Origin of the sequence: Pseudomonas sp. efr-133-TYG-23 (assembly GCF_030209215.1) — a bacterium.
Lineage (GTDB): Bacteria > Pseudomonadota > Gammaproteobacteria > Pseudomonadales > Pseudomonadaceae > Aquipseudomonas > Aquipseudomonas rhodesiae.
On sequence record NZ_JARVSL010000027.1, the window covers coordinates 222,784 to 242,009 of the forward strand.

Annotated in this window: 20 protein-coding genes; 10 read left to right on the forward strand and 10 right to left on the reverse strand. The window is 60.6% G+C overall.

Annotation, left to right across the window (positions count from 1 at the left end; all coding sequences use genetic code 11):
• Positions 1-93: 93 nt before the first annotated feature.
• The 8 genes from QRN41_RS18870 to rpoS all read left to right on the forward strand — a co-directional run bounded on the left by QRN41_RS18870 (position 94) and on the right by rpoS (position 7,298).
• Complete coding sequence (locus tag QRN41_RS18870) at positions 94-1,206, forward strand: S-(hydroxymethyl)glutathione dehydrogenase/class III alcohol dehydrogenase (RefSeq protein ID WP_034112177.1); 1,113 nt, start codon at positions 94-96, stop codon at positions 1,204-1,206.
• 90 nt (positions 1,207-1,296) lie between these two features.
• A complete protein-coding gene (gene fghA, locus QRN41_RS18875; protein WP_285421984.1) occupies positions 1,297-2,142 on the forward strand; it encodes an S-formylglutathione hydrolase in 846 nt (281 codons plus the stop codon).
• Between the two features lie 54 nt (positions 2,143-2,196).
• Positions 2,197-2,670 carry a 2-C-methyl-D-erythritol 2,4-cyclodiphosphate synthase gene (gene ispF, locus QRN41_RS18880; RefSeq protein WP_012722614.1) on the forward strand — a complete coding sequence of 158 codons (474 nt, stop codon included), beginning with the start codon at positions 2,197-2,199 and terminating at the stop codon, positions 2,668-2,670.
• Positions 2,667-3,725, forward strand: coding sequence for a tRNA pseudouridine(13) synthase TruD (gene truD / locus QRN41_RS18885; protein WP_034137252.1), 1,059 nt, complete (start codon positions 2,667-2,669; stop codon positions 3,723-3,725). The genes ispF and truD overlap by 4 nt, the downstream gene beginning before the upstream one ends.
• A complete protein-coding gene (surE, locus tag QRN41_RS18890) occupies positions 3,713-4,462 on the forward strand; it encodes a 5'/3'-nucleotidase SurE (protein WP_034096262.1) in 750 nt (249 codons plus the stop codon). Before truD ends, surE begins: the two co-directional genes overlap by 13 nt.
• A gap of 41 nt (positions 4,463-4,503) precedes the next feature.
• The gene (locus QRN41_RS18895) at positions 4,504-5,139 is read left to right on the forward strand and encodes a protein-L-isoaspartate(D-aspartate) O-methyltransferase (RefSeq protein ID WP_169867554.1); all 636 of its coding nucleotides are present in this window, start codon (positions 4,504-4,506) and stop codon (positions 5,137-5,139) included.
• Positions 5,140-5,346: 207 nt separating this feature from the next.
• Entirely contained in the window at positions 5,347-6,189 is an 843-nt protein-coding gene (locus QRN41_RS18900; RefSeq protein ID WP_213633311.1) for a peptidoglycan DD-metalloendopeptidase family protein, read from the forward strand.
• Positions 6,190-6,293: 104 nt separating this feature from the next.
• Positions 6,294-7,298 (forward strand): RNA polymerase sigma factor RpoS, encoded by a 1,005-nt coding sequence (gene rpoS, locus QRN41_RS18905; RefSeq protein WP_034096265.1) that lies wholly within the window; start codon positions 6,294-6,296, stop codon positions 7,296-7,298.
• Between the two features lie 207 nt (positions 7,299-7,505).
• Here rpoS and QRN41_RS18910 read toward each other — a convergent pair whose 3' ends face one another.
• A complete protein-coding gene (locus tag QRN41_RS18910) occupies positions 7,506-7,715 on the reverse strand; it encodes a cold-shock protein (protein ID WP_002554837.1) in 210 nt (69 codons plus the stop codon).
• Between the two features lie 389 nt (positions 7,716-8,104).
• Here QRN41_RS18910 and dcd point away from each other — a divergent pair, with 389 nt between their 5' ends.
• Together dcd and QRN41_RS18920 are read left to right on the forward strand one after the other, a co-directional pair.
• Entirely contained in the window at positions 8,105-8,671 is a 567-nt protein-coding gene (gene dcd / locus QRN41_RS18915; RefSeq protein ID WP_034096266.1) for a dCTP deaminase, read from the forward strand.
• A 107-nt stretch (positions 8,672-8,778) separates the two neighbouring features.
• The gene (locus tag QRN41_RS18920; protein ID WP_034096267.1) at positions 8,779-8,976 is read left to right on the forward strand and encodes a hypothetical protein; all 198 of its coding nucleotides are present in this window, start codon (positions 8,779-8,781) and stop codon (positions 8,974-8,976) included.
• A 21-nt stretch (positions 8,977-8,997) separates the two neighbouring features.
• Here the strand turns inward: QRN41_RS18920 and pdeM are convergent, their stop codons facing one another.
• The 9 genes from pdeM to QRN41_RS18965 all read right to left on the reverse strand — a co-directional run bounded on the left by pdeM (position 8,998) and on the right by QRN41_RS18965 (position 19,203).
• Positions 8,998-9,648, reverse strand: a complete 651-nt coding sequence (gene pdeM, locus QRN41_RS18925) for a ligase-associated DNA damage response endonuclease PdeM (protein WP_285421985.1) — start codon at positions 9,646-9,648, stop codon at positions 8,998-9,000.
• Positions 9,648-12,128, reverse strand: coding sequence for a ligase-associated DNA damage response DEXH box helicase (locus QRN41_RS18930; protein WP_285421986.1), 2,481 nt, complete (start codon positions 12,126-12,128; stop codon positions 9,648-9,650). The genes pdeM and QRN41_RS18930 overlap by 1 nt, the downstream gene beginning before the upstream one ends.
• A 57-nt stretch (positions 12,129-12,185) precedes the next feature.
• A complete protein-coding gene (locus tag QRN41_RS18935; protein WP_012722621.1) occupies positions 12,186-12,950 on the reverse strand; it encodes an ABC transporter ATP-binding protein in 765 nt (254 codons plus the stop codon).
• 13 nt (positions 12,951-12,963) lie between these two features.
• Positions 12,964-14,082 (reverse strand): succinylglutamate desuccinylase/aspartoacylase family protein, encoded by a 1,119-nt coding sequence (locus QRN41_RS18940; RefSeq protein ID WP_285421987.1) that lies wholly within the window; start codon positions 14,080-14,082, stop codon positions 12,964-12,966.
• Positions 14,083-14,091: 9 nt separating this feature from the next.
• A complete protein-coding gene (locus QRN41_RS18945; protein ID WP_034096271.1) occupies positions 14,092-14,802 on the reverse strand; it encodes an ABC transporter permease in 711 nt (236 codons plus the stop codon).
• On the reverse strand, positions 14,799-15,527 hold the full coding sequence (locus QRN41_RS18950) for an ABC transporter permease (protein ID WP_167416447.1): 729 nt from the start codon (positions 15,525-15,527) through the stop codon (positions 14,799-14,801). Before QRN41_RS18950 ends, QRN41_RS18945 begins: the two co-directional genes overlap by 4 nt.
• Positions 15,528-15,585: 58 nt before the next feature.
• Positions 15,586-16,365, reverse strand: a complete 780-nt coding sequence (locus tag QRN41_RS18955) for a transporter substrate-binding domain-containing protein (protein WP_027604451.1) — start codon at positions 16,363-16,365, stop codon at positions 15,586-15,588.
• Positions 16,366-16,567: 202 nt separating this feature from the next.
• Positions 16,568-18,202 (reverse strand): ATP-dependent DNA ligase, encoded by a 1,635-nt coding sequence (locus tag QRN41_RS18960; RefSeq protein ID WP_167416448.1) that lies wholly within the window; start codon positions 18,200-18,202, stop codon positions 16,568-16,570.
• A complete protein-coding gene (locus tag QRN41_RS18965) occupies positions 18,199-19,203 on the reverse strand; it encodes a ligase-associated DNA damage response exonuclease (protein ID WP_034137260.1) in 1,005 nt (334 codons plus the stop codon). Before QRN41_RS18965 ends, QRN41_RS18960 begins: the two co-directional genes overlap by 4 nt.
• Between the last annotated feature and the right edge of the window lie 23 nt (positions 19,204-19,226).

The window sequence follows — 19,226 nt, forward strand, 5'->3', positions numbered from 1 at the left end:
CAGCAATAAAGTTTTGCTTTTGCCTGGATTATTAATCAGTAAGCCATGTTTTACACTCTCAGCCTCAGTTTTTAACCCGATGGAGAAACCCGGATGATCAAGTCTCGCGCCGCCGTAGCCTTCGAAGCCAAGAAGCCCCTCGAAATCGTAGAAGTGGATGTCGCCATGCCCAAGGCCGGCGAAGTGCTGTTACGGGTGGTTGCCTCCGGCGTGTGCCATACCGACGCCTACACCCTCTCGGGCGCCGATCCGGAAGGGATCTTCCCGTCGATTCTCGGCCACGAAGGCGGTGCGGTGGTCGAAGCCATCGGTGAGGGCGTGACTTCCGTTGCGGTGGGCGACCATGTGATCCCGCTGTACACACCGGAATGTGGCCAGTGCAAATTCTGCCGCTCGGGCAAAACCAACCTGTGTCAGGCCATTCGCTCCACCCAGGGCAAAGGCTTGATGCCCGATGGCACAACGCGCTTTTCCTACAAAGGTCAGCCAATTTTCCATTACATGGGTACCTCGACGTTCTCCGAGTACACCGTGCTGCCGGAAATTTCCGTGGCCAAGATTCCCAAAGAAGCACCGTTGGAGAAGGTTTGCCTGCTCGGTTGCGGCGTGACCACCGGTATCGGTGCGGTGATCAACACCGCCAAGGTCAAGCCGGGTGACACTGTCGCCATCTTCGGCCTGGGCGGTATTGGTCTGTCGGCGGTGATCGGTGCGGTCAAGGCCAAGGCCGGACGTATCATCGCCATCGACATCAACCCGGCCAAGTTCGAAATCGCCAAGCAACTGGGCGCCACCGACTGCATCAACCCGAAAGACTACGATCGCCCGATTCAAGACGTGATCGTCGACCTGACCGATGGCGGCGTGGACTTTTCCTTCGAGTGCATCGGCAACGTGCAGCTGATGCGCGCGGCCCTTGAGTGCTGCCACAAAGGCTGGGGCGAGTCGGTGATCATCGGCGTTGCCGGTGCCGGCCAGGAAATTTCCACCCGTCCGTTCCAACTGGTCACCGGTCGCGTCTGGCGCGGTTCGGCGTTCGGCGGCGTACGCGGTCGCAGCGAATTGCCAAGCTACGTGGAGATGGCCCAGACCGGCGAAATCCCGCTGGATACGTTCATCACCCACACCATGGGCCTGGAAGACATCAACAAGGCGTTTGACCTGATGCATGAAGGCAAGAGCATTCGTACCGTCATTCACTTTTGAAGCAGCGGCGAGCGGCAAGCTGTCAGCAGCAAGTGGGTGTACGCCTTACTTGCCGTTTGAAGCTTGCCACTTGCAACTGGGAGCACTCCCATGACCCTGGAAAATATCTCCTGCCAGAAGAGTTTTGGTGGCTGGCACAAACGCTACAAACACAGTTCCCACATGCTCGGTTGCGACATGACCTTCGCCGTCTACCTGCCGCCGCAAGCGGAGCAGGGCGGCAAGCTGCCGGTGCTGTACTGGCTGTCTGGCCTGACCTGCACCGATGAGAATTTCATGCAAAAGGCCGGCGCCCAGCGCATGGCCGCCGAACTTGGGTTGATCATCGTGGCCCCGGACACCAGCCCTCGCGGGCCCGGTGTGCCGGGTGACCCGGACAACGCCTGGGACTTCGGCCTTGGCGCCGGGTTCTACCTGAACGCCACCCAGGAACCTTGGGCCAAGCATTATCGGATGCATGACTATGTTGTGCAGGAATTGCCGGCATTGGTGGAGGCGCATTTCCCGGCGTCCGATAAGCGCGGCATCAGCGGCCACTCCATGGGCGGGCATGGCGCTTTGGTGTGTGCGTTGCGCAACCCGGGGCGTTACCTGTCGGTGTCGGCGTTTTCGCCGATCAGCAACCCCATGGACTGCCCATGGGGCCAGAAAGCGTTCTCCCGTTACCTGGGTGAAGAACGTTCAAAGTGGCGCGAGTGGGATGCCTGCGTGCTGATCAGTGAAGCCTCGCACAAGCTCCCGCTGCTGGTGGATCAGGGCGATCGCGACGATTTCCTTGCCGTGCAGCTCAAGCCCGAAGCCCTGCAGCAGGCAGCGAAAGCGGCCAACCATCCGCTGGAACTGCGGCTGCAACCTGGCTACGACCATAGCTACTTCTTTATCGCCAGCTTCATCGAAGATCATTTGCGACACCATGGTCGTGCTTTGCTCGGTTAATGTGAGGCAAAAGTAGGTAGAATCACGCCCTGAATTAAATCGGGGCGTTTTTTTATGCGTATTGGCCACGGCTACGATGTGCACCGTTTCGCTGAGGGCGATTTCATCACCTTGGGCGGCGTGCGCATTGCACACCACCATGGGTTGCTGGCTCATTCCGACGGCGACGTTGTGCTGCATGCCTTGAGCGATGCGTTGCTCGGCGCGGCGGCATTGGGTGATATCGGCAAGCATTTTCCAGACACCGACCCCACCTTCAAAGGTGCCGACAGCCGGGTGCTGCTGCGCCATGTGGTCGGCCTGATCCATGCAAAAGGCTGGAAGGTCGGTAATGTCGACAACACTATCGTGGCCCAGGCACCGAAAATGGCACCCCATATCGAATCCATGCGCGCGCTGATTGCCGCGGACCTGCAAATTGAATTGGATCAAGTCAACGTGAAAGCCACCACCACCGAAAAGCTCGGGTTTACCGGTCGTGAAGAGGGCATTGCGGTGCACTCCGTCGCCTTGTTGCTGCGCGCATGAGTGATCTGCAACTGCTGGGTCCGCGGGCCTATGGCGAGGCATTGGGCAGTGCTGTACTGAAAGCCACGGCCGAAGATTTCCAAGTGGACGAAGTGCTCGATATCCCGCTGACCGGCGAGGGTGAGCATCTGTGGCTGTGGGTGGAAAAGCGCGGCTTGAACACCGAAGAGGCAGCGCGGCGCATCGCCAAGGCCGCTGGCGTACCGTTGCGCACCGTCAGTTATGCCGGGCTCAAGGATCGCCAGGCACTGACCCGTCAGTGGTTTAGCGTGCAATTACCCGGCAAGGCCGACCCGGACATGAGCGCCGCTGAAAACGACAGCCTCACTATCCTCAAAACCGCTCGGCATAAACGCAAGTTGCAGCGCGGCGCACATTCGGCCAACGGTTTCACCTTGCGCCTGACCCAATTGGTGGCCGATACCGCCGCGATCGACGCGCGCTTGCAACTGATTGCCCAGCATGGCATTCCCAATTATTTCGGCGCCCAGCGTTTTGGGCATAACGGTGGCAACGTCGTTGACGCGCGCGACTGGGCTGCGCGCAAAGCCTTGCCCGAGCAACGCAATGTGCGTTCTCGGCTGCTGTCCACCGCGCGCAGTTTTCTATTCAACAAGGTCCTGGCGGCGCGCGTGGCCGATGGCTCCTGGCAGCGCGCCCAGGTGGGCGACTTGCTGGCGTTTACCGACAGCCGCAGTTTTTTCCCGGCGGGCGAGGCCGAGTGCAACGACCCGCGCCTGGCGATCCTGGACTTGCACCCCACAGGGCCGCAATGGGGCGAAGGCAATTCGCCTGCCGCCGGCGCCACCTTCGAGCTGGAACAGGCGGTTGCCGCCAGCGAAGCCGACCTGCGTGATTGGCTGGTGAAGGCGGGCATGAGCCAGGAACGTCGTATTCTTCGACTGCCCATTGGCGGGTTGACGTGGCATTATCCCGGGCCTGACATTCTGCAATTGGAATTCGTCCTGCCGGCCGGATGCTTCGCCACTGTCTTGGTGCGCGAGCTTGTTGATCTGGTGCCGGTGGGGCAGACGGACAGCCCATGCGTATTCTGATATCAAACGATGACGGTGCCACCGCACCCGGCCTTGCCGCGCTCCATGCCGCGCTGCAGGATTATGCCGAGTGCATAGTGGTTGCCCCCGACCAGGACAAGAGCGGCGCCAGCAGTTCGCTGACGCTTGACCGTCCGCTGCATCCGCACGTTCTGCCCAATGGCTTTATCAGTGTGAACGGCACCCCCACCGACTGTGTACACCTGGCGATCAACAGCCTGTTGGAGCAGGAGCCGGACCTGGTGGTGTCGGGTATCAACCTCGGCGCCAATCTGGGCGATGATGTGTTGTATTCGGGCACCGTGGCCGCCGCCCTTGAAGGGCGCTTCCTGGGGCGCACCTCGTTTGCCTTCTCCTTTGCCTCGCGCCAGCTCGACAACCTGCCGACCGCCGCCCATTTCGCACGTTTGCTGGTCGAGGCCCACGGTTCCCTGGACCTGCCGCCGCGCACGGTACTGAACGTCAATGTCCCCAACTTGCCCCTCGACCATATTCGCGGTATCCAGCTCACGCGTCTGGGCCATCGCGCCCGCGCGGCGGCGCCGATGAAGGTGGTCGACCCGCGTGGCAAGGAGGGTTACTGGATCGCGGCCGCCGGTGACGCTGAAGATGGCGGCCCCGGCACCGACTTTCACGCGGTGATGCAAGGTTATGTGTCGATTACTCCGTTGCAACTCGATCGCACCTTCAGTGATGCCTTCGGTAGTCTCGATGGCTGGCTGGAGGGGCTGCGCTGATGGCTCGTGAACAAGACGATCTGCTGCGTCGCGGCATTGGGATGACCTCCCAGCGTACTCGCGAGCGCTTGATCCAGCGCCTGTACGAAGAGGGGCTTTCCAACGCCCAGGTGTTGGAAGTGATCCGGCGCACGCCGCGGCATCTGTTTGTCGATGAGGCCCTGGCCCATCGCGCCTATGAAGACACCGCGCTGCCCATCGGGCATAACCAGACGATTTCCCAGCCGTACATGGTTGCGCGTATGAGCGAGTTGCTGCTGGCGGCGGGGCCGCTGGACAAGGTGCTGGAGATCGGTACCGGTTCCGGCTACCAGACAGCCGTGCTGTCGCAGCTGGTGGAGCGGGTGTTTTCGGTGGAGCGTATCAAAGTGTTGCAGGACCGCGCCAAGGAACGCCTGGTGGAGTTAAACCTGCGCAACGTGGTGTTCCGCTGGGGAGATGGTTGGGAAGGCTGGCCGGCGCTGGCACCCTATAACGGCATTATCGTTACCGCAGTGGCCACCGATGTACCGCAGGCGTTGCTCGACCAACTGGCACCGGGCGGCCGCCTGGTCATTCCGGTCGGTTCCGGTGAAGTGCAGCAGCTGATGCTGATTGTTCGTGAGGACGAAGGCTTTTCACGACATGTACTGGGTGCCGTGCGCTTTGTGCCCTTGCTCAATGGCCCGCTGGCCTGATCAATTTGCGCGGCCAGTGAATTCTGTTGGCGCGGATGTGTCTTACGGCGGGGTCTATCAAGTCAACATGATGGGTGGCTACATTCCCCGCGCTTGAACATCGGTTTCGCGCGGGTGCCAGTAAAACTTCAGTGCCCAGTTATACTTGCGTCATCTTTCAAGCCTGCTATGGGCGTTCATATTCAGTCACCACAAAGGGAGCGGCGGGTGAGTCTCACAGGTCTTGCGCAGCGTATGAGTAAAACAAGTTTTCAGCGACTGGTGCTTGGCCTTGTGTTCAGTTCCGTGTTGGTCGGCTGTTCAAGCTCTCCAAGCAGTGGCGCACGGGTCGTTGACCGTAACAATTCCGCCCCGCAAAAGCCGACGGTCACCACCGGGCAGTATGTGGTGCGTAAGGGCGACACGTTATTCTCGATCGCCTTCCGTTATGGCTGGGATTACAAAGCCCTCGCAGCTCGAAACAATATTCCTGTGCCCTATACGATACATCCGGGTCAGACGATTCGCTTCGATGGACGCACCGGCTCGGCCCCTACGGCGGTTGTGACAAGCACCGCATCCTCACCTTCGTCCTCCAGTAAAACCACCATCATCACGCGGCCTGCCGGTACTGCGGCCTCGACCCCGGCCAGCAAACCGGCATCCACACCGGCGCCGCAACCCCCTGCCGGTCCTGCACCTAGCGGGTGGGGATGGCCCTCAAATGGAGTGTTAATTGGAAAATTCTCTTCAAACGGTAGTTTGAATAAAGGCATTGATATCGCCGGGGATTTGGGACAGCCTGTTTTAGCTGCGTCTGATGGGACAGTGGTGTACGCCGGGAGTGGTCTACGGGGTTACGGCGAACTGGTCATCATCAAACACAGCGATACCTACGTCAGTGCTTACGGTCATAACCGCAGGCTGTTGGTTCGGGAGGGGCAGCAGGTCAAAGTCGGACAGACAATTGCCGAAATGGGGTCAACTGGTACGGACCGGGTGAAACTGCACTTTGAGATTCGCCGTCAAGGGAAGCCTGTAGATCCACTGCAATTCCTACCCCGTCGTTGATGTGTTGCCAGCCTGTTCCTCGCGTAGAAGGAACAGGCTCCAGCGTTGCCAAGGATAAAGGCGTCGCTTGAGCTTGAGGTCGAACTCACCAAAGGACTATAACAATGGCTCTCAGTAAAGAAGCGCCGGAGTTTGACATCGACGATGAGGTTCTCCTTATGGAGAGCGGCATCGCTATGGAATCGATGTCGAATGAGGGACCTGCTACACCTTCAGTTCGAACCAAATCCAAGAACTCCTCCGCGTTAAAGCAACACAAATACATTGATTACACGCGGGCGCTCGACGCGACCCAGCTGTATCTCAATGAGATCGGTTTTTCCCCTTTGCTGACCCCCGAGGAAGAAGTCCACTTTGCGCGCTTGTCGCAAAAGGGCGATCCGGCTGGGCGTAAGCGCATGATTGAAAGCAACCTGCGCCTGGTGGTGAAAATCGCCCGACGCTATGTCAATCGTGGGTTGTCGCTGCTGGACCTGATCGAGGAGGGCAATCTGGGCCTGATCAGGGCAGTTGAAAAATTCGATCCTGAGCGGGGCTTCCGTTTTTCTACCTATGCCACTTGGTGGATTCGTCAGACCATCGAGCGGGCGATCATGAATCAGACCCGAACGATTCGCTTGCCGATCCATGTGGTCAAGGAACTCAATGTCTACCTGCGGGCCGCCCGTGAGTTGACGCAGAAGCTCGATCACGAACCTTCCCCTGAAGAGATCGCCAACCTGCTGGAGAAACCGGTAGGGGAGGTCAAGCGCATGCTTGGTCTCAATGAGCGGGTGTCTTCGGTCGATGTGTCGCTGGGGCCGGATTCGGATAAAACCCTGCTGGACACTTTGACGGATGATCGCCCGACGGATCCTTGTGAGCTGTTGCAGGATGATGATTTGTCCCAAAGCATCGACCAGTGGCTGTCTGAACTCACGGACAAGCAGCGTGAGGTGGTGATTCGCCGCTTCGGCCTGCGCGGTCATGAGAGCAGCACCTTGGAGGATGTGGGCCTGGAGATTGGGCTGACCCGTGAGCGGGTGCGTCAGATCCAGGTGGAAGGGCTCAAGCGCTTGCGTGAGATCCTGGAGAAGAATGGCCTGTCGAGCGAGTCGTTGTTTCAATAGCGGCGCAGTTTGAATGCCTGAATAGGGGAGGGGGCTTGCCCCCGATAGCGGTGTATCAGTCAAAGCAAGTGCCGACTGCTAAGCCGTCATCGGGGGCAAGCCCCCTCCCACATTTTTATCAGGCACCAGTGGGTGCGAATACCAAATCCCGGGCATAAAAAAACCCCGCTTTTAAGGGCGGGGTCTTTTCGACTAAGTCAGTACAAGTTAGATAACTTGAACTTCTTCAGCTTGCATGCCTTTCTGACCGCGGGTAGCGATGAAAGAAACCTGTTGGCCTTCTTTCAGGCTTTTGAAGCCGTCGGATTGGATAGCTTTGAAGTGAACGAACAGGTCGTCACCGGATTGTGGAGTGATGAAGCCGAAGCCTTTTTCATCGTTGAACCACTTAACGGTACCAGTTTGGCGATTAGACATGGTGTATCTCCTTGGACAAAGTTAACTGCGACTCAGGAAAAGCCCTGGCCGAGACTGAGTGCAAAGAGCAGGAAAAATTCTTGGAGATGGTTGGATCGAAATTCAACATATCGTGTAGAGATTCTCAGTGACACAAGCAGCACAGTGGCGCCACCTTAACCCTTTTTCCGGGACGTGCCAATGATATTTCCGAAGGTTTCTCCAATTTCGTGACTGGCGGTGGTATTTCCAGTCACCCGCCCCAGTATCGTGGGGCCCAGCCCCGCTGGCTGGAGTGTATGAAGAGGCCCGCTTTCGTCAAGAAAACCCCCACGCCCTTTGAACCCCAACGCCGGCACCGGTAAGATGCCCCACAGAATTTTTCCACCTCGCTATTCAGGACACCCGCCATGAGCATCAAATCGGACAAGTGGATTCGCCGCATGGCGCAAGAGCACGGCATGATCGAACCCTTCGTCGAGCGCCAGATGCGTGGCGAAGGCGCCGAACGCCTGATCTCCTATGGTGTTTCCAGCTATGGCTACGACGTGCGTTGCGCCGATGAATTCAAGGTGTTCACCAACATCAATTCGGCAACCGTCGATCCGAAAAACTTCGATGAAAAGAGCTTCGTCGATATCAAGAGCGACGTATGCATCATCCCGCCGAACTCTTTCGCCCTGGCGCGCACCGTGGAGTTTTTCCGTATCCCGCGTGACGTGCTGACCATCTGCCTTGGTAAAAGTACCTACGCGCGCTGCGGCATCATCGTCAACGTGACCCCGCTTGAGCCTGAGTGGGAAGGCCACGTGACCCTGGAGTTCTCCAACACCACCACATTGCCGGCAAAAATCTATGCCAACGAAGGCGTGGCACAGATGCTGTTCCTGCAATCCGACGAGGCCTGTGAAGTGTCCTACAAGGACCGTGGCGGTAAGTATCAGGGTCAGCTTGGCGTCACCTTGCCGCGCGCTTGATCGAAAGCTCCTACACGTAAAGGGAATTAGTCTGAAGAAAGTGACTCTATTGGGTGTACTGCCTCGGCACGTGTAAAACGTGTCGGGCCACGCTTGAGGAGTACCTTATGAAGATCGACCCCCGAATCAGCGCAGAACTCGCACGGCTGGAACCCAATCAAATTGGCGTTCTGGCCTGGTCCCTGATGGCAGATCCTGCCTATGCGGGCGGCATCCCCGGCCAACCTGAACCGGATTACCAACAGCCCACCGAGCCCGGTGAGCCTACACTTCCGGACGAGCCACCACCCGCGCCCGTTGCCTGAAGCCTTAAGGGTTGGCCTGCATCATCTGACAGACCATACCTCCTGATCGCCAATCACCAGAATCCGGTGGTTGGCGTCCGGTTCCACCCTATAGCCCCCTGTAAACGCCCCGAACGCCGGTAGCAGGCTGACCCGCGGCCCGAGCTGAAAGCAGGGCAAGCGCAGACTCTGGCGCCCCTTGCCGCGCAAGCGATATACCGGATGCACATGACCTGCCAGTACATGGTGGCTAGGATGAGCGTCCGGTTCGTGTTGCAAGGCAAACGGCCCCATCAGCAACGGTTCTGCTACCACCTCGATGCCGAGGTCGGCTGGCGGATCACCCGCACGCTTATCGTGATTGCCGCGAATCAACGTCATGGGCAGCTCGCGATGCTGGGCGCGCCACGCTCGCAGGGCGCTCAGCGTGCCGCTGGCATGGGAGCCGGGACCGTGCAGGAAGTCGCCGAGGAAGATCACCTGCACGCAGTCGAATGCTTGTAGCAGTCGGTCCAGTCGCGCCAGGTTGTCGGTGGTGGTGCCTTGGGGAACCGGTTGCCCCAGGCTGCGATAGGCCGACGCTTTGCCAAAATGCGCGTCGGCGATCAGCAGGCAGTGGCGCGCTGGCCAGTAGATAGCTTTCTCCGCCAGCAGCCATAACGTTTCGCCTTCAAGCTGCACTTCGCAATACATCAAGTTTTCCCGTTATCCGCGACTTTTTCCAAATCCTTGACCATCCGCGCGATGCGCTCCGAGAGTTTTTCCGAACTCATGCTTTCGCGCATCCGCTCCACCAGTAGCGGAAAAGCCAGGGGTGTGGGCCGTTCGATTACGTGCAGGTCCAGTGTCAGGGTGGAAAGATGTCTCAACGCCGCTTCCAGGCGGCGGATGTCCAACTCGTCTCGCAATACTTCCTCGCCGGCCTGGGCCAGCAATAGATTGTGCGGGTCATACTGCTTGAACACTTCAAAGAACAAGCCGCTGGAAGCCTGCACCTGCCGGGTGCTTTTCGGCGCGCCGGGGTAACCGGCGAACACCAGCCCGGCGATACGGGCGATCTCGCGGAAGCGGCGCAGGGCCAGTTCACCGGCGTTCAAGCTGGCCGCCACATCCTCCAGCAGGTTATCCGGGCTCAGCAGCTCAGAATTCAACAGTGCCGGCCAATCCACGGGTGTAGCGCTGAGCAGTTCCAAGCCATAGTCGTTGACCGCAATGGAAAAGGTGACGGGTTGCCCCTGGCTGACGCGCCAGGCCAGCAAACTGGCCAGGCCCAGATGCACTTGGCGCCCCGCGAACGGGTAGAGGAACAGGTGCCAACCCTCCCGTGACTTCAGCGCTTCGGCCAACAAATGCTCGCGTGTCGGCAGGCCCGACCAGCGCAACTGGGTCTGTAGCAACGGCTGCACGGCGCGCATTTCCGGGCCGTCGAAGTGGCCATGGGCGGCAGCATCGAATCGTTCCACCACGGCCTGGGCCAGTTCGTTGGAAAGCGGCATGCGCCCGCCATTCCAGCGCGGTACGGCGGCCTTTTTGGCGTTGCTGCGGCGTACATAGGCAGTCATGTTTTCCACCCGCACCAGCTCTAGCAATCGCCCGGCAAACAAGAAGCCATCCCCAGGTTTGAGCCGGGCGATAAAGCCTTCCTCGACGCTGCCCAGGTTCTTGCCGCCGCCGCCCTTGCTCCAGAATTTCAACTGAATGCTTGCATCGCTGACGATGGTGCCCACGCTCATGCGATGGCGCCTGGCCAAGCGTGCATCCGGTACACGCCAGATGCCGTGTTCGTCAGGCTCCACGCGGCGGTAGTCCGGATAGGCCGTCAGCGATAAGCCGCCGTGGCGCACAAAGCCCAGGGCCCAGGCCCAGTCGGCGTCAGTAAGGTCGCGATAGGCCCAGGCGCCGCGCACTTCCTCCAGCAACGACGCGGGCATAAAGCCACCGCCCAAGGCCATGCTTACCAGATGCTGTACGAGTACATCCAAGGGTTTGTAGGGCGATTCGCGGGCCTCGATGCGGCGCTCGGCGATCGCGTCCTGGGCCGCCGCCGCTTCAATCAGTTCCAGGCTGTGAGTCGGCACCAGCGTCACTCGGGACGGCCGCCCCGGGGCATGGCCGGACCGCCCGGCACGCTGCATCAGGCGCGCCACGCCTTTAGCCGAGCCGATCTGCAACACCCGCTCGACCGGCAGAAAATCCACCCCCAGGTCCAGGCTGGAGGTGCACACCACCGCTTTGAGCTGCCCGTCTTTGAGCGCCCGTTCGACCCAGTCGCGGGTCTCGCGGGACAGCGAACCGTGGTGCAAAGCAATCAGCCCGGCCCAATCCGGCCGCGCATCGAGCAGGGCCTGGTACCAGATTTCCGACTGTGCGCGGGTGTTGGTGAACACCAGGCAACTGCTGCTGGCATCCACCTCGGCCACCACCTGCGGCAGCATTTTCAATCCGATATGCCCAGCCCAGGGAAAGCGTTCGGACACTGGCGGCAGCAACGTGTCGACGTGCAGCGCCTTGGCCGTTTGCCCCTGCACATTGATCCCGCCGCCTTGTGGCACCAGTACTTCTAAGGCGTGGGATTGATTACCCAGCGTCGCGGAAATCCCCCACACCATTAAGTCAGGATGCCAACGGCGCAAGCGTGCCAAGGCCAGTTGCAACTGCACCCCGCGTTTGTTGCCGATCAGTTCGTGCCATTCATCCACTACCACCATGCGCACATGGGCCATGCTGGCTTCGCTGTCGGCGCGGGCCAGCATCAGGGTCAGGCTTTCCGGGGTGGTGACCAGTGTGGTCGGCTGGCGACGGGTTTGTCGGGCGCGCTCAGCGCTACTGGTGTCGCCGGTGCGCAGGCCGACAGTCCACGGGATTTGCAACGCCGCCAGCGGCGCTTCCAAGGCGCGCGCGGTGTCGGCGGCGAGGGCTCGCATCGGCGTAATCCACAACACCGTCAGCGGCTCGGCCGGTGGCTTGCGTTTGCCGGTGGCCAGCGGTCGCGTAATGGCGAAGCGATTGAGCGCGGCAAACCACAGTGCGTAAGTCTTGCCGGCGCCGGTGCTGGCATGCAGCAAGCCGGAATTTCCCTCCTTGACCGCCGTCCACACGGCTTTTTGGAAGGCGAAAGGTTTCCAGCCTTTGGCGGCGAACCATTGCCTGGCGAAGTCGTGGGGTTTTGCCATGCGGTGGCTGACGCTCTGGAGGGCTTACTCCACAGACCCTCCAGGCGTCACAAAGGTTTACTTCAAATTACCGCTCAAGAACTGTTGCAGACGCTCGCTCTTGGGGTTGCCCAGCACGTCTTCCGGCGCGCCTTGCTCCTCCACCAAGCCTTTGTGCAGAAACAGCACCTGGCTGGACACTTTGCGCGCGAAGCTCATTTCATGGGTGACCATGATCATGGTGCGGCCTTCCTCGGCCAGGCCCTGGATCACCTTCAGCACTTCGCCCACCAGTTCCGGGTCAAGGGCCGAGGTGGGTTCGTCAAACAGCATCACCTCCGGTTCCATCGCCAATGCGCGGGCGATGGCGACACGTTGTTGTTGACCGCCGGAAAGAAACGCCGGGTATTGATCGGCCACGCGGGCCGGCAGGCCGACTTTGTCCAGGTAGCGGCGGGCACGGTCTTCGGCGTCTTTTTTGCTGCAACCCAGCACCCGGCGCGGGGCCATGGTGATGTTCTCCAGCACGCTCATGTGGCTCCACAGGTTGAAGTGCTGGAACACCATCGCCAGCCGGGTGCGCAAGCGTTGCAGTTCGGCGTCGTCGGCCACGCGCATGCCGTGGCGGTCGCTGACCATGCGGATCGGCTGGCCGTCGAGGGTCATGGCGCCGTCGTTGGGGGTCTCCAGAAAGTTGATGCAGCGCAGGAAGGTGCTCTTGCCCGAGCCGCTGGCGCCGATCAGGCTGATCACGTCACCGGTCTTGGCCTTGAGCGAGACACCTTTGAGCACCTCATTGTCGCCATAGCTTTTATGCAGGCCTTCAACGGTCAATTTGTACATGGGGCGTGCATCCTCAAGGCGAAAGTAGATAGCCGCTGCGGTAGGCCTCGGTGCCTGCGACATGGCCGATGACCATCCCGGCAGTGGCCATGCGGCGCAGCGAACGGGCGTAAAGCAGGCCAGCCTTGCGGCAGTGCACGGGCGTTACGCGGTCGGTAATGGGGTCGATGATTTCGGCCAGCAATTGCCCGGCTTCCAGATATTCGCCGGGCAGGGCGGCGAACACCAGCAAGCCGCCCACTGGCGTGGCCACCGGTTCTACGCCTGCCAGTGGCGTGGCCGGGTAAGGCAGGTCGGGCAACGGCGAGGCCTGGCCGTTGATGGCACCGAAGCGGATCAGGTAATCGATGATCGCCTGGGCATCGAGGCTGGCCAGGCCGTGGTTGACGTCGCCCTGGCCGCGCAGTTCGACGGTCACCGCGATGCTGCCCATGGGGATCGGAAACCGCGCGCCGAAGCGCTGCTGCAACTGCCACCACACCAGGGTGAAGCATTCGTCGAACGACTGGCCGCCCGAATCCGTAGCCAGCAGGTTGGCTTCCGAGCCGAGGTAACGTGCCAACGCCTCCACCTGCGGCCAGGCTTGCGGCGTGGTGTACAGGTGCGCCACGGCTTCGAAGTCGCAGTGCAGGTCCAGCACCAGGTCGGCATCGCACGCCAGGCGTTGCAACACCAGGCGCTGGGATTGCAACTGGGTCGCGGCGCCTTGGCCGGCCAGGGCGGAGAGCAGCGCGGCACGGATCACTTGCACGTTGTGCTGCGGATCGTCGCCAAGCAAGGCTTCGACCTGATTGCCCACCTCATCACCGAGGTCGACAAACAGCCGATTGAAGTTCTGCCCGCTCTCCAGCTCGTAGCGGCCCAGCGGGGTGTCCATCAACACCTGTTCCAGGCCCGCTGGGTTGGCGACCGGCACCAACACGATTTCGCTGCGCAGGCGCCCGGCGGCGGCCAGCTCGGCCAGGCGCGCCTTTAAATGCCAGGCCACCAGCATGCCCGGCAACTCGTCGGCATGCAGCGACGCTTGGACGTAGACCTTGCCTTCGGTGTGTTCCGGGCCGAAGTGAAAACTGTGAATCTGCCGCGCCGTGCCGGGCAGCGGCGCGATCAGTTCGTGAATCCGATGACGCATGAAGGCTCCTTAGTGGCTGGGGCCGAGAAAGGCCAGCCAGCGCCGCTCCGCCAGGCGAAACAGACCGACCAGGGCAAAGGTCACGGTCAGGTAGATCAGCGCGGCGATGCCGAATGATTGAAACGTCATAAAGGTCGCCGAGTTGGCGTCCCGGGCCACTTTGAGGATGTCGGGAATCGTCGCAGTGAAAGCCACGGTGGTCGAGTGCAGCATCAGGATCACTTCGTTGCTGTAGTACGGCAGCGAACGACGTAGCGCCGACGGCATGATCACGTACGCGTAGAGCTTCCAACCGCTGAGCCCATAGGCCTTGGCCGCTTCGACCTCGCCGTGGGCCATGCTGCGGATCGCCCCAGCGAAAATTTCCGTGGTGTAGGCGCAAGTGTTGAGGGCGAAGGCCAGGATGGTGCAGTTCATCGCATCGCGGAAAAACGCATCCAGCACTGGCTGCGCGCGCACGGCGGCAATGCTGTAGATGCCGGTGTAGCAGATCAGCAACTGGATATAGAGCGGCGTACCGCGAAACAGGTAGGTGTAGAACTGCACCGGCCAACGTACCAGCGGGTTGCGCGAGACGCGGGCGATGGACAGCGGGATCGACACCAGAAACCCAATCACCAGTGAAGCGCTGAGCAGCCACATGGTCATCGCCAGGCCGGTGATGTGCTGGCCGTCGCTGTAGAGAAACGGGCGCCAGTATTCCTGCAAGAGTTCGATCATCGCACGGCCTCCCGGGCGCCAGCGGAGTAGCGGCGTTCAAGACGGCGCAGGACAAAGTTGGAGGTACTGGTGATCAGCAGGTAGATCAACGCGGCCAGTACCAGGAAGTAGAACAGTTGATAGGTGCTCTTGCCGGCATCCTGCGCGGCCTTGACCAGGTCCGCCAGGCCGATGATCGACACCAGCGCGGTGGCCTTGAGCATCACCATCCAGTTATTGCCGATGCCCGGCAGGGCAAAGCGCATCATCTGCGGGAAGGTCACGTAGCGAAACCGCTGGCCGCGCTTGAGCCCGTAAGCAGTGGCGGCTTCCAGTTGGCCGCGGGGCACGGCGAGGATCGCGCCGCGGAAAGTCTCGGTGAAGTAAGCACCGTAGATAAAGCCCAGGGTGATCACCCCGGCGCTGAATGGGTCGATCTCGATGTATTCCCATTCCATAAAGTCGGTCAGGCCGGTGAGCCAGGTTTGCAGGCTATAGAAAATCAGCAGCATCAGCACCAGGTCGGGGACGCCACGAATCAGGGTGGTATAGAGCTGCGCGGGGATGCGCAAAAAGGGCAGGCTGGACAGTTTGGCGCTGGCGCCGAGCAAACCCAGCAACACGCTGACGGCCAGGGACAGTACCGATAACTTGATGGTCATCCAGGTGCCTTGCAGCAATAGCGGGCCGAAACCCTTCAGGCTGAGTGCGCTCAGCCCGAGGGTTTGCAACAGTTCTTCGAACATAAATCGGGACCTATGGCGATAAAAAAGCGCCCCTGCAAACACAGGGGCGCCCCAGGCATTATTTGCCGCTGTACAGGTTCAGATCGCCAAAGTGTTTCTTCTGGATGGTGGCGTAGGTGCCATCATCGTGTAACGCTTTGATACCTTTATCCAAAAGGGCCTTCAGCTCAGTGTTACCTTTTTTGATACCGATGGCGGTTTTGGACGGCAGCAGAGGGTCGTCGATGGCCGCGCTGACTTCATAGCCGGCGCCGGCTGGCGACTTCAAAAAGCCCAGTTCGGCTTGCAGCATGTCTTGCACCGAAGCGTCGAGACGGCCGGAAGTCAGGTCGGCATACACTTGGTCCTGGTTAGCGTAGGCCTTGGTGGTCACACCGGCTTTATCCAGTACCGCCTTGGCGTAGGCTTCCTGAATGGTGCCTTGTTCATAGCCTACCGATTTGCCCTTGAGGGATTCCGGCGTCGAGTAGCCCGCGCCTTTCTTGAATACCAGTGAGGTTGGGCCGGAGAACAGTTCGCTGGAGAAGTCGATGGCTTTCTCACGCACCGGGGTCACGGTCATGGACGAAATCACGCCGTCGAACTTATTGGCTTTCAGGCCCGGAATCATGCCGTCGAAATCACTTTCGACCCATTTGCACTTGACCTTCAGCTCGGCACAGATGGCATTGCCCAGGTCGATATCGAAGCCCACCAGGCTGCCGTCGGCTGCCTTGGATTCGAACGGTGCGTAGGACGGGTCGACACCAAAACGCAATTCCTTGTATTCCTTGGCCAACGCGGTACCGGCGGCCATGCACAGAGCCAGTGCAGAAAGGGTCAGCAATGCTTTTTTCATTATGTAATCCCTTGAAACCAAGATAAGCGCTTGTGGCGCGATTAGGACTGTTACTGAACGGTGTCAGACGGATCCCAAGTAGCAATTTCTGCACCATAGTTCCGAATGAGCGTTTTAAAAGGCAAGAAGGTGGCGTTGTGAGTGTAGGAGATGCCCAAAAATGGGCATCGATTTTTCAATGCACCATTTTGGGTGGCGGGGCTCAGGTCAGCAGGTCTTGCAAGGTGCCGAGGTTGTCGGCGTCTTCCACGTGTTTATCCTGGCGCCAACGCAGCATCCGCGGAAACCGCACCGCAATTCCGCTTTTGTGGCGTTTGGACAGCGCGATGCCCTCGAAGCCCAGCTCGAACACCATGCTCGGCGTGACGCTGCTGACCGGGCCGAATTTTTCCACGGTGGTCTTGCGCACAATGGCGTCGACTTTGCGCATTTCTTCATCGGTCAGCCCGGAATAGGCTTTGGCAAACGGCACCAGGGTGCGCTCGCTGCCCGGCGGCCCATCCCACACCGCAAAGGTGTAGTCGCTGTAGAGGCTGGCGCGTCGGCCGTGGCCGCGCTGGGCGTAGATCAATACCGCGTCGACGCTGAACGGATCGACCTTCCACTTCCACCACACGCCCATGTCTTTGGTGCGGCCCACGCCGTAGAGGCCGTCGCGCGCCTTGAGCATCATGCCTTCCACCCCCAGTTTGCGGGAGTCTTCACGTTGCCGGGCCAAGTCCTGCCAAGTACTGCCCGTCAACAGCGGCGAGGGCAGTAGCACCGGTTGGTTGCACTGTGCGATTACCTGCTCCAACTGTGCGCGGCGTTCGGCTTGGGAATGGTTGCGCCAATCGTCGCCCTGGTGCTCCAGCAGGTCATAGGCGAGCACTGCCACTGGCGCGTCCTCCAGGACTTTTTTGCTCAAGGTCTTGCGACCGATCCGCTGTTGCAGCAGGGAGAAGGGTTGTACCGCGTCCTTCCACACCACGATCTCACCGTCGATCACCGTGCCATCTGGCAGACCACTGACCAGCGCATGCAGCTCCGGAAAACGCTCGGTCACCAGTTCCTCACCGCGGGACCAGACCCACAGGCGCCCCTCGCGCTTGACCACTTGCGCGCGAATGCCGTCCCACTTCCATTCCACCTGCCAGTCGGCGGGGGAGCCCAGCAAGGCGTCGAACTGCTCCACCGGTTGCGCTAGGCCATGGGCCAGAAAAAACGGATACGGTTGCCCGCCACGCTGCGCATGTTCGTCGGACGATTCGGCGGCGATCAGCTTCAAATAACCCTCGGCTGTAGGACGGTTGGACAAGTCGGTGTAACCCACCAACCGCTGCGCCACCCGTTTGCTGTCCAACTCGGCCATCGCGGCCAGGGCGCGGGTGACCAGCAGTTTCGAAACGCCCACGCGGAAACTGCCGGTGATCAGCTTGATACATACCATCAAACTCGGTTGATCCAGTTGCGCCCACAGCGCCGGCAAGCGTTCGGCCAGTTCCGTCGGGGGCAGGCCGCGCAAGGGCAGCAGTTTTTCTTCCAGCCACACCGCCAGGCCGTCCTCGGAGGTGTAGGTCGATTCTGGCAACAGCAGGGAAATTGTCTCGGCCAGGTCGCCTACCGACTGGTAACTTTCTTCAAACAGCCAGGGTTCGATGCCCGAAGCCTCAGTGGCCATGTCGCGTAGCAGCCGCGTCGGCACCAACTGCCGTGGGCGCCCACCGGAAAGGAAATACACCGCCCACGCGGCGTCGGCTGGCGGCGCCTGGCGGAAATAGCCCTGCAAGGCGGCGAGCTTGGCGTTGCTGGAGGTGGTGGCGTCGAGGTTGGCGTACAACTCGGCGAAGGCCTTCATGCCGTGACCTCTTCTTCGTCGTCCCCGTATTCGGTGGTGAACCCTTGGGCATCCAGGCCTTTTTCGCGCAGGTGACGCACCAACACGCCGACCGAACCGTGGGTGACCATCACCCGTTCGGCCCCGGTTTGCTCGATGGCCCACAACAAGCCGGGCCAGTCGGCATGGTCCGACAGCACAAAACCGCGGTCCACCCCACGCCGCCGACGGGTGCCGCGCAGGCGCATCCAACCGCTGGCAAAGGCATCGCTGTAGTCGCCGAAGCGGCGTATCCAGGTGCTACCGCCGGCGGAGGGCGGCGCGATGATCAGCGCCTGGCGCAGCAACGGGTCGTTTTTCTTGAAATCGCCGGCGTATAGCGTCTCCGGGATATAGATGCCGGCGTCGCGATACACCCGGTTCAATGGCTCGACCGCGCCGTGGCTGAGGATCGGGCCGATGCTGGCGTCGATACCATGCAGGATGCGCTGGGCTTTGCCGAAGGAGTAACAAAACAGCACGCTGGCCTTGCCGTTGGCGATATTCCCACGCCACCACTCATTGATTCCCGCAAAGATCTGCGCCTGGGGCTGCCAGCGGTAGATCGGCAGGCCGAAGGTGGATTCGGTGATAAAGGTATGGCATCGCACCGGTTCGAACGGCGCGCAGGTGCCGTCGGGTTCGACTTTGTAGTCACCAGAGGCTACCCACACTTCACCCTGGTATTCGAGGCGTACCTGGGCGGAACCGAGCACATGTCCGGCGGGATGGAAACTCAGGGTCACGCCGTGGTGCACCAGGCGTTCGCCGTAGGGCAGGGTCTGCAGGTTGATGTCCTGGCCCAGGCGCGAACGCAGGATGCCTTCGCCGGGCGCTGCCGCAAGGTAATGGGTGTTGCCGGTGCGGGCGTGATCGCCGTGGGCGTGGGTGATAACCGACCGTTCCACCGGGCGCCAGGGGTCAATGTAGAAATCTCCGGCGGGGCAATAAAGGCCTTCCGGGCGGGCGATGACAAGGTCCATGGGGTGACCGGGGAGGTGGGCTT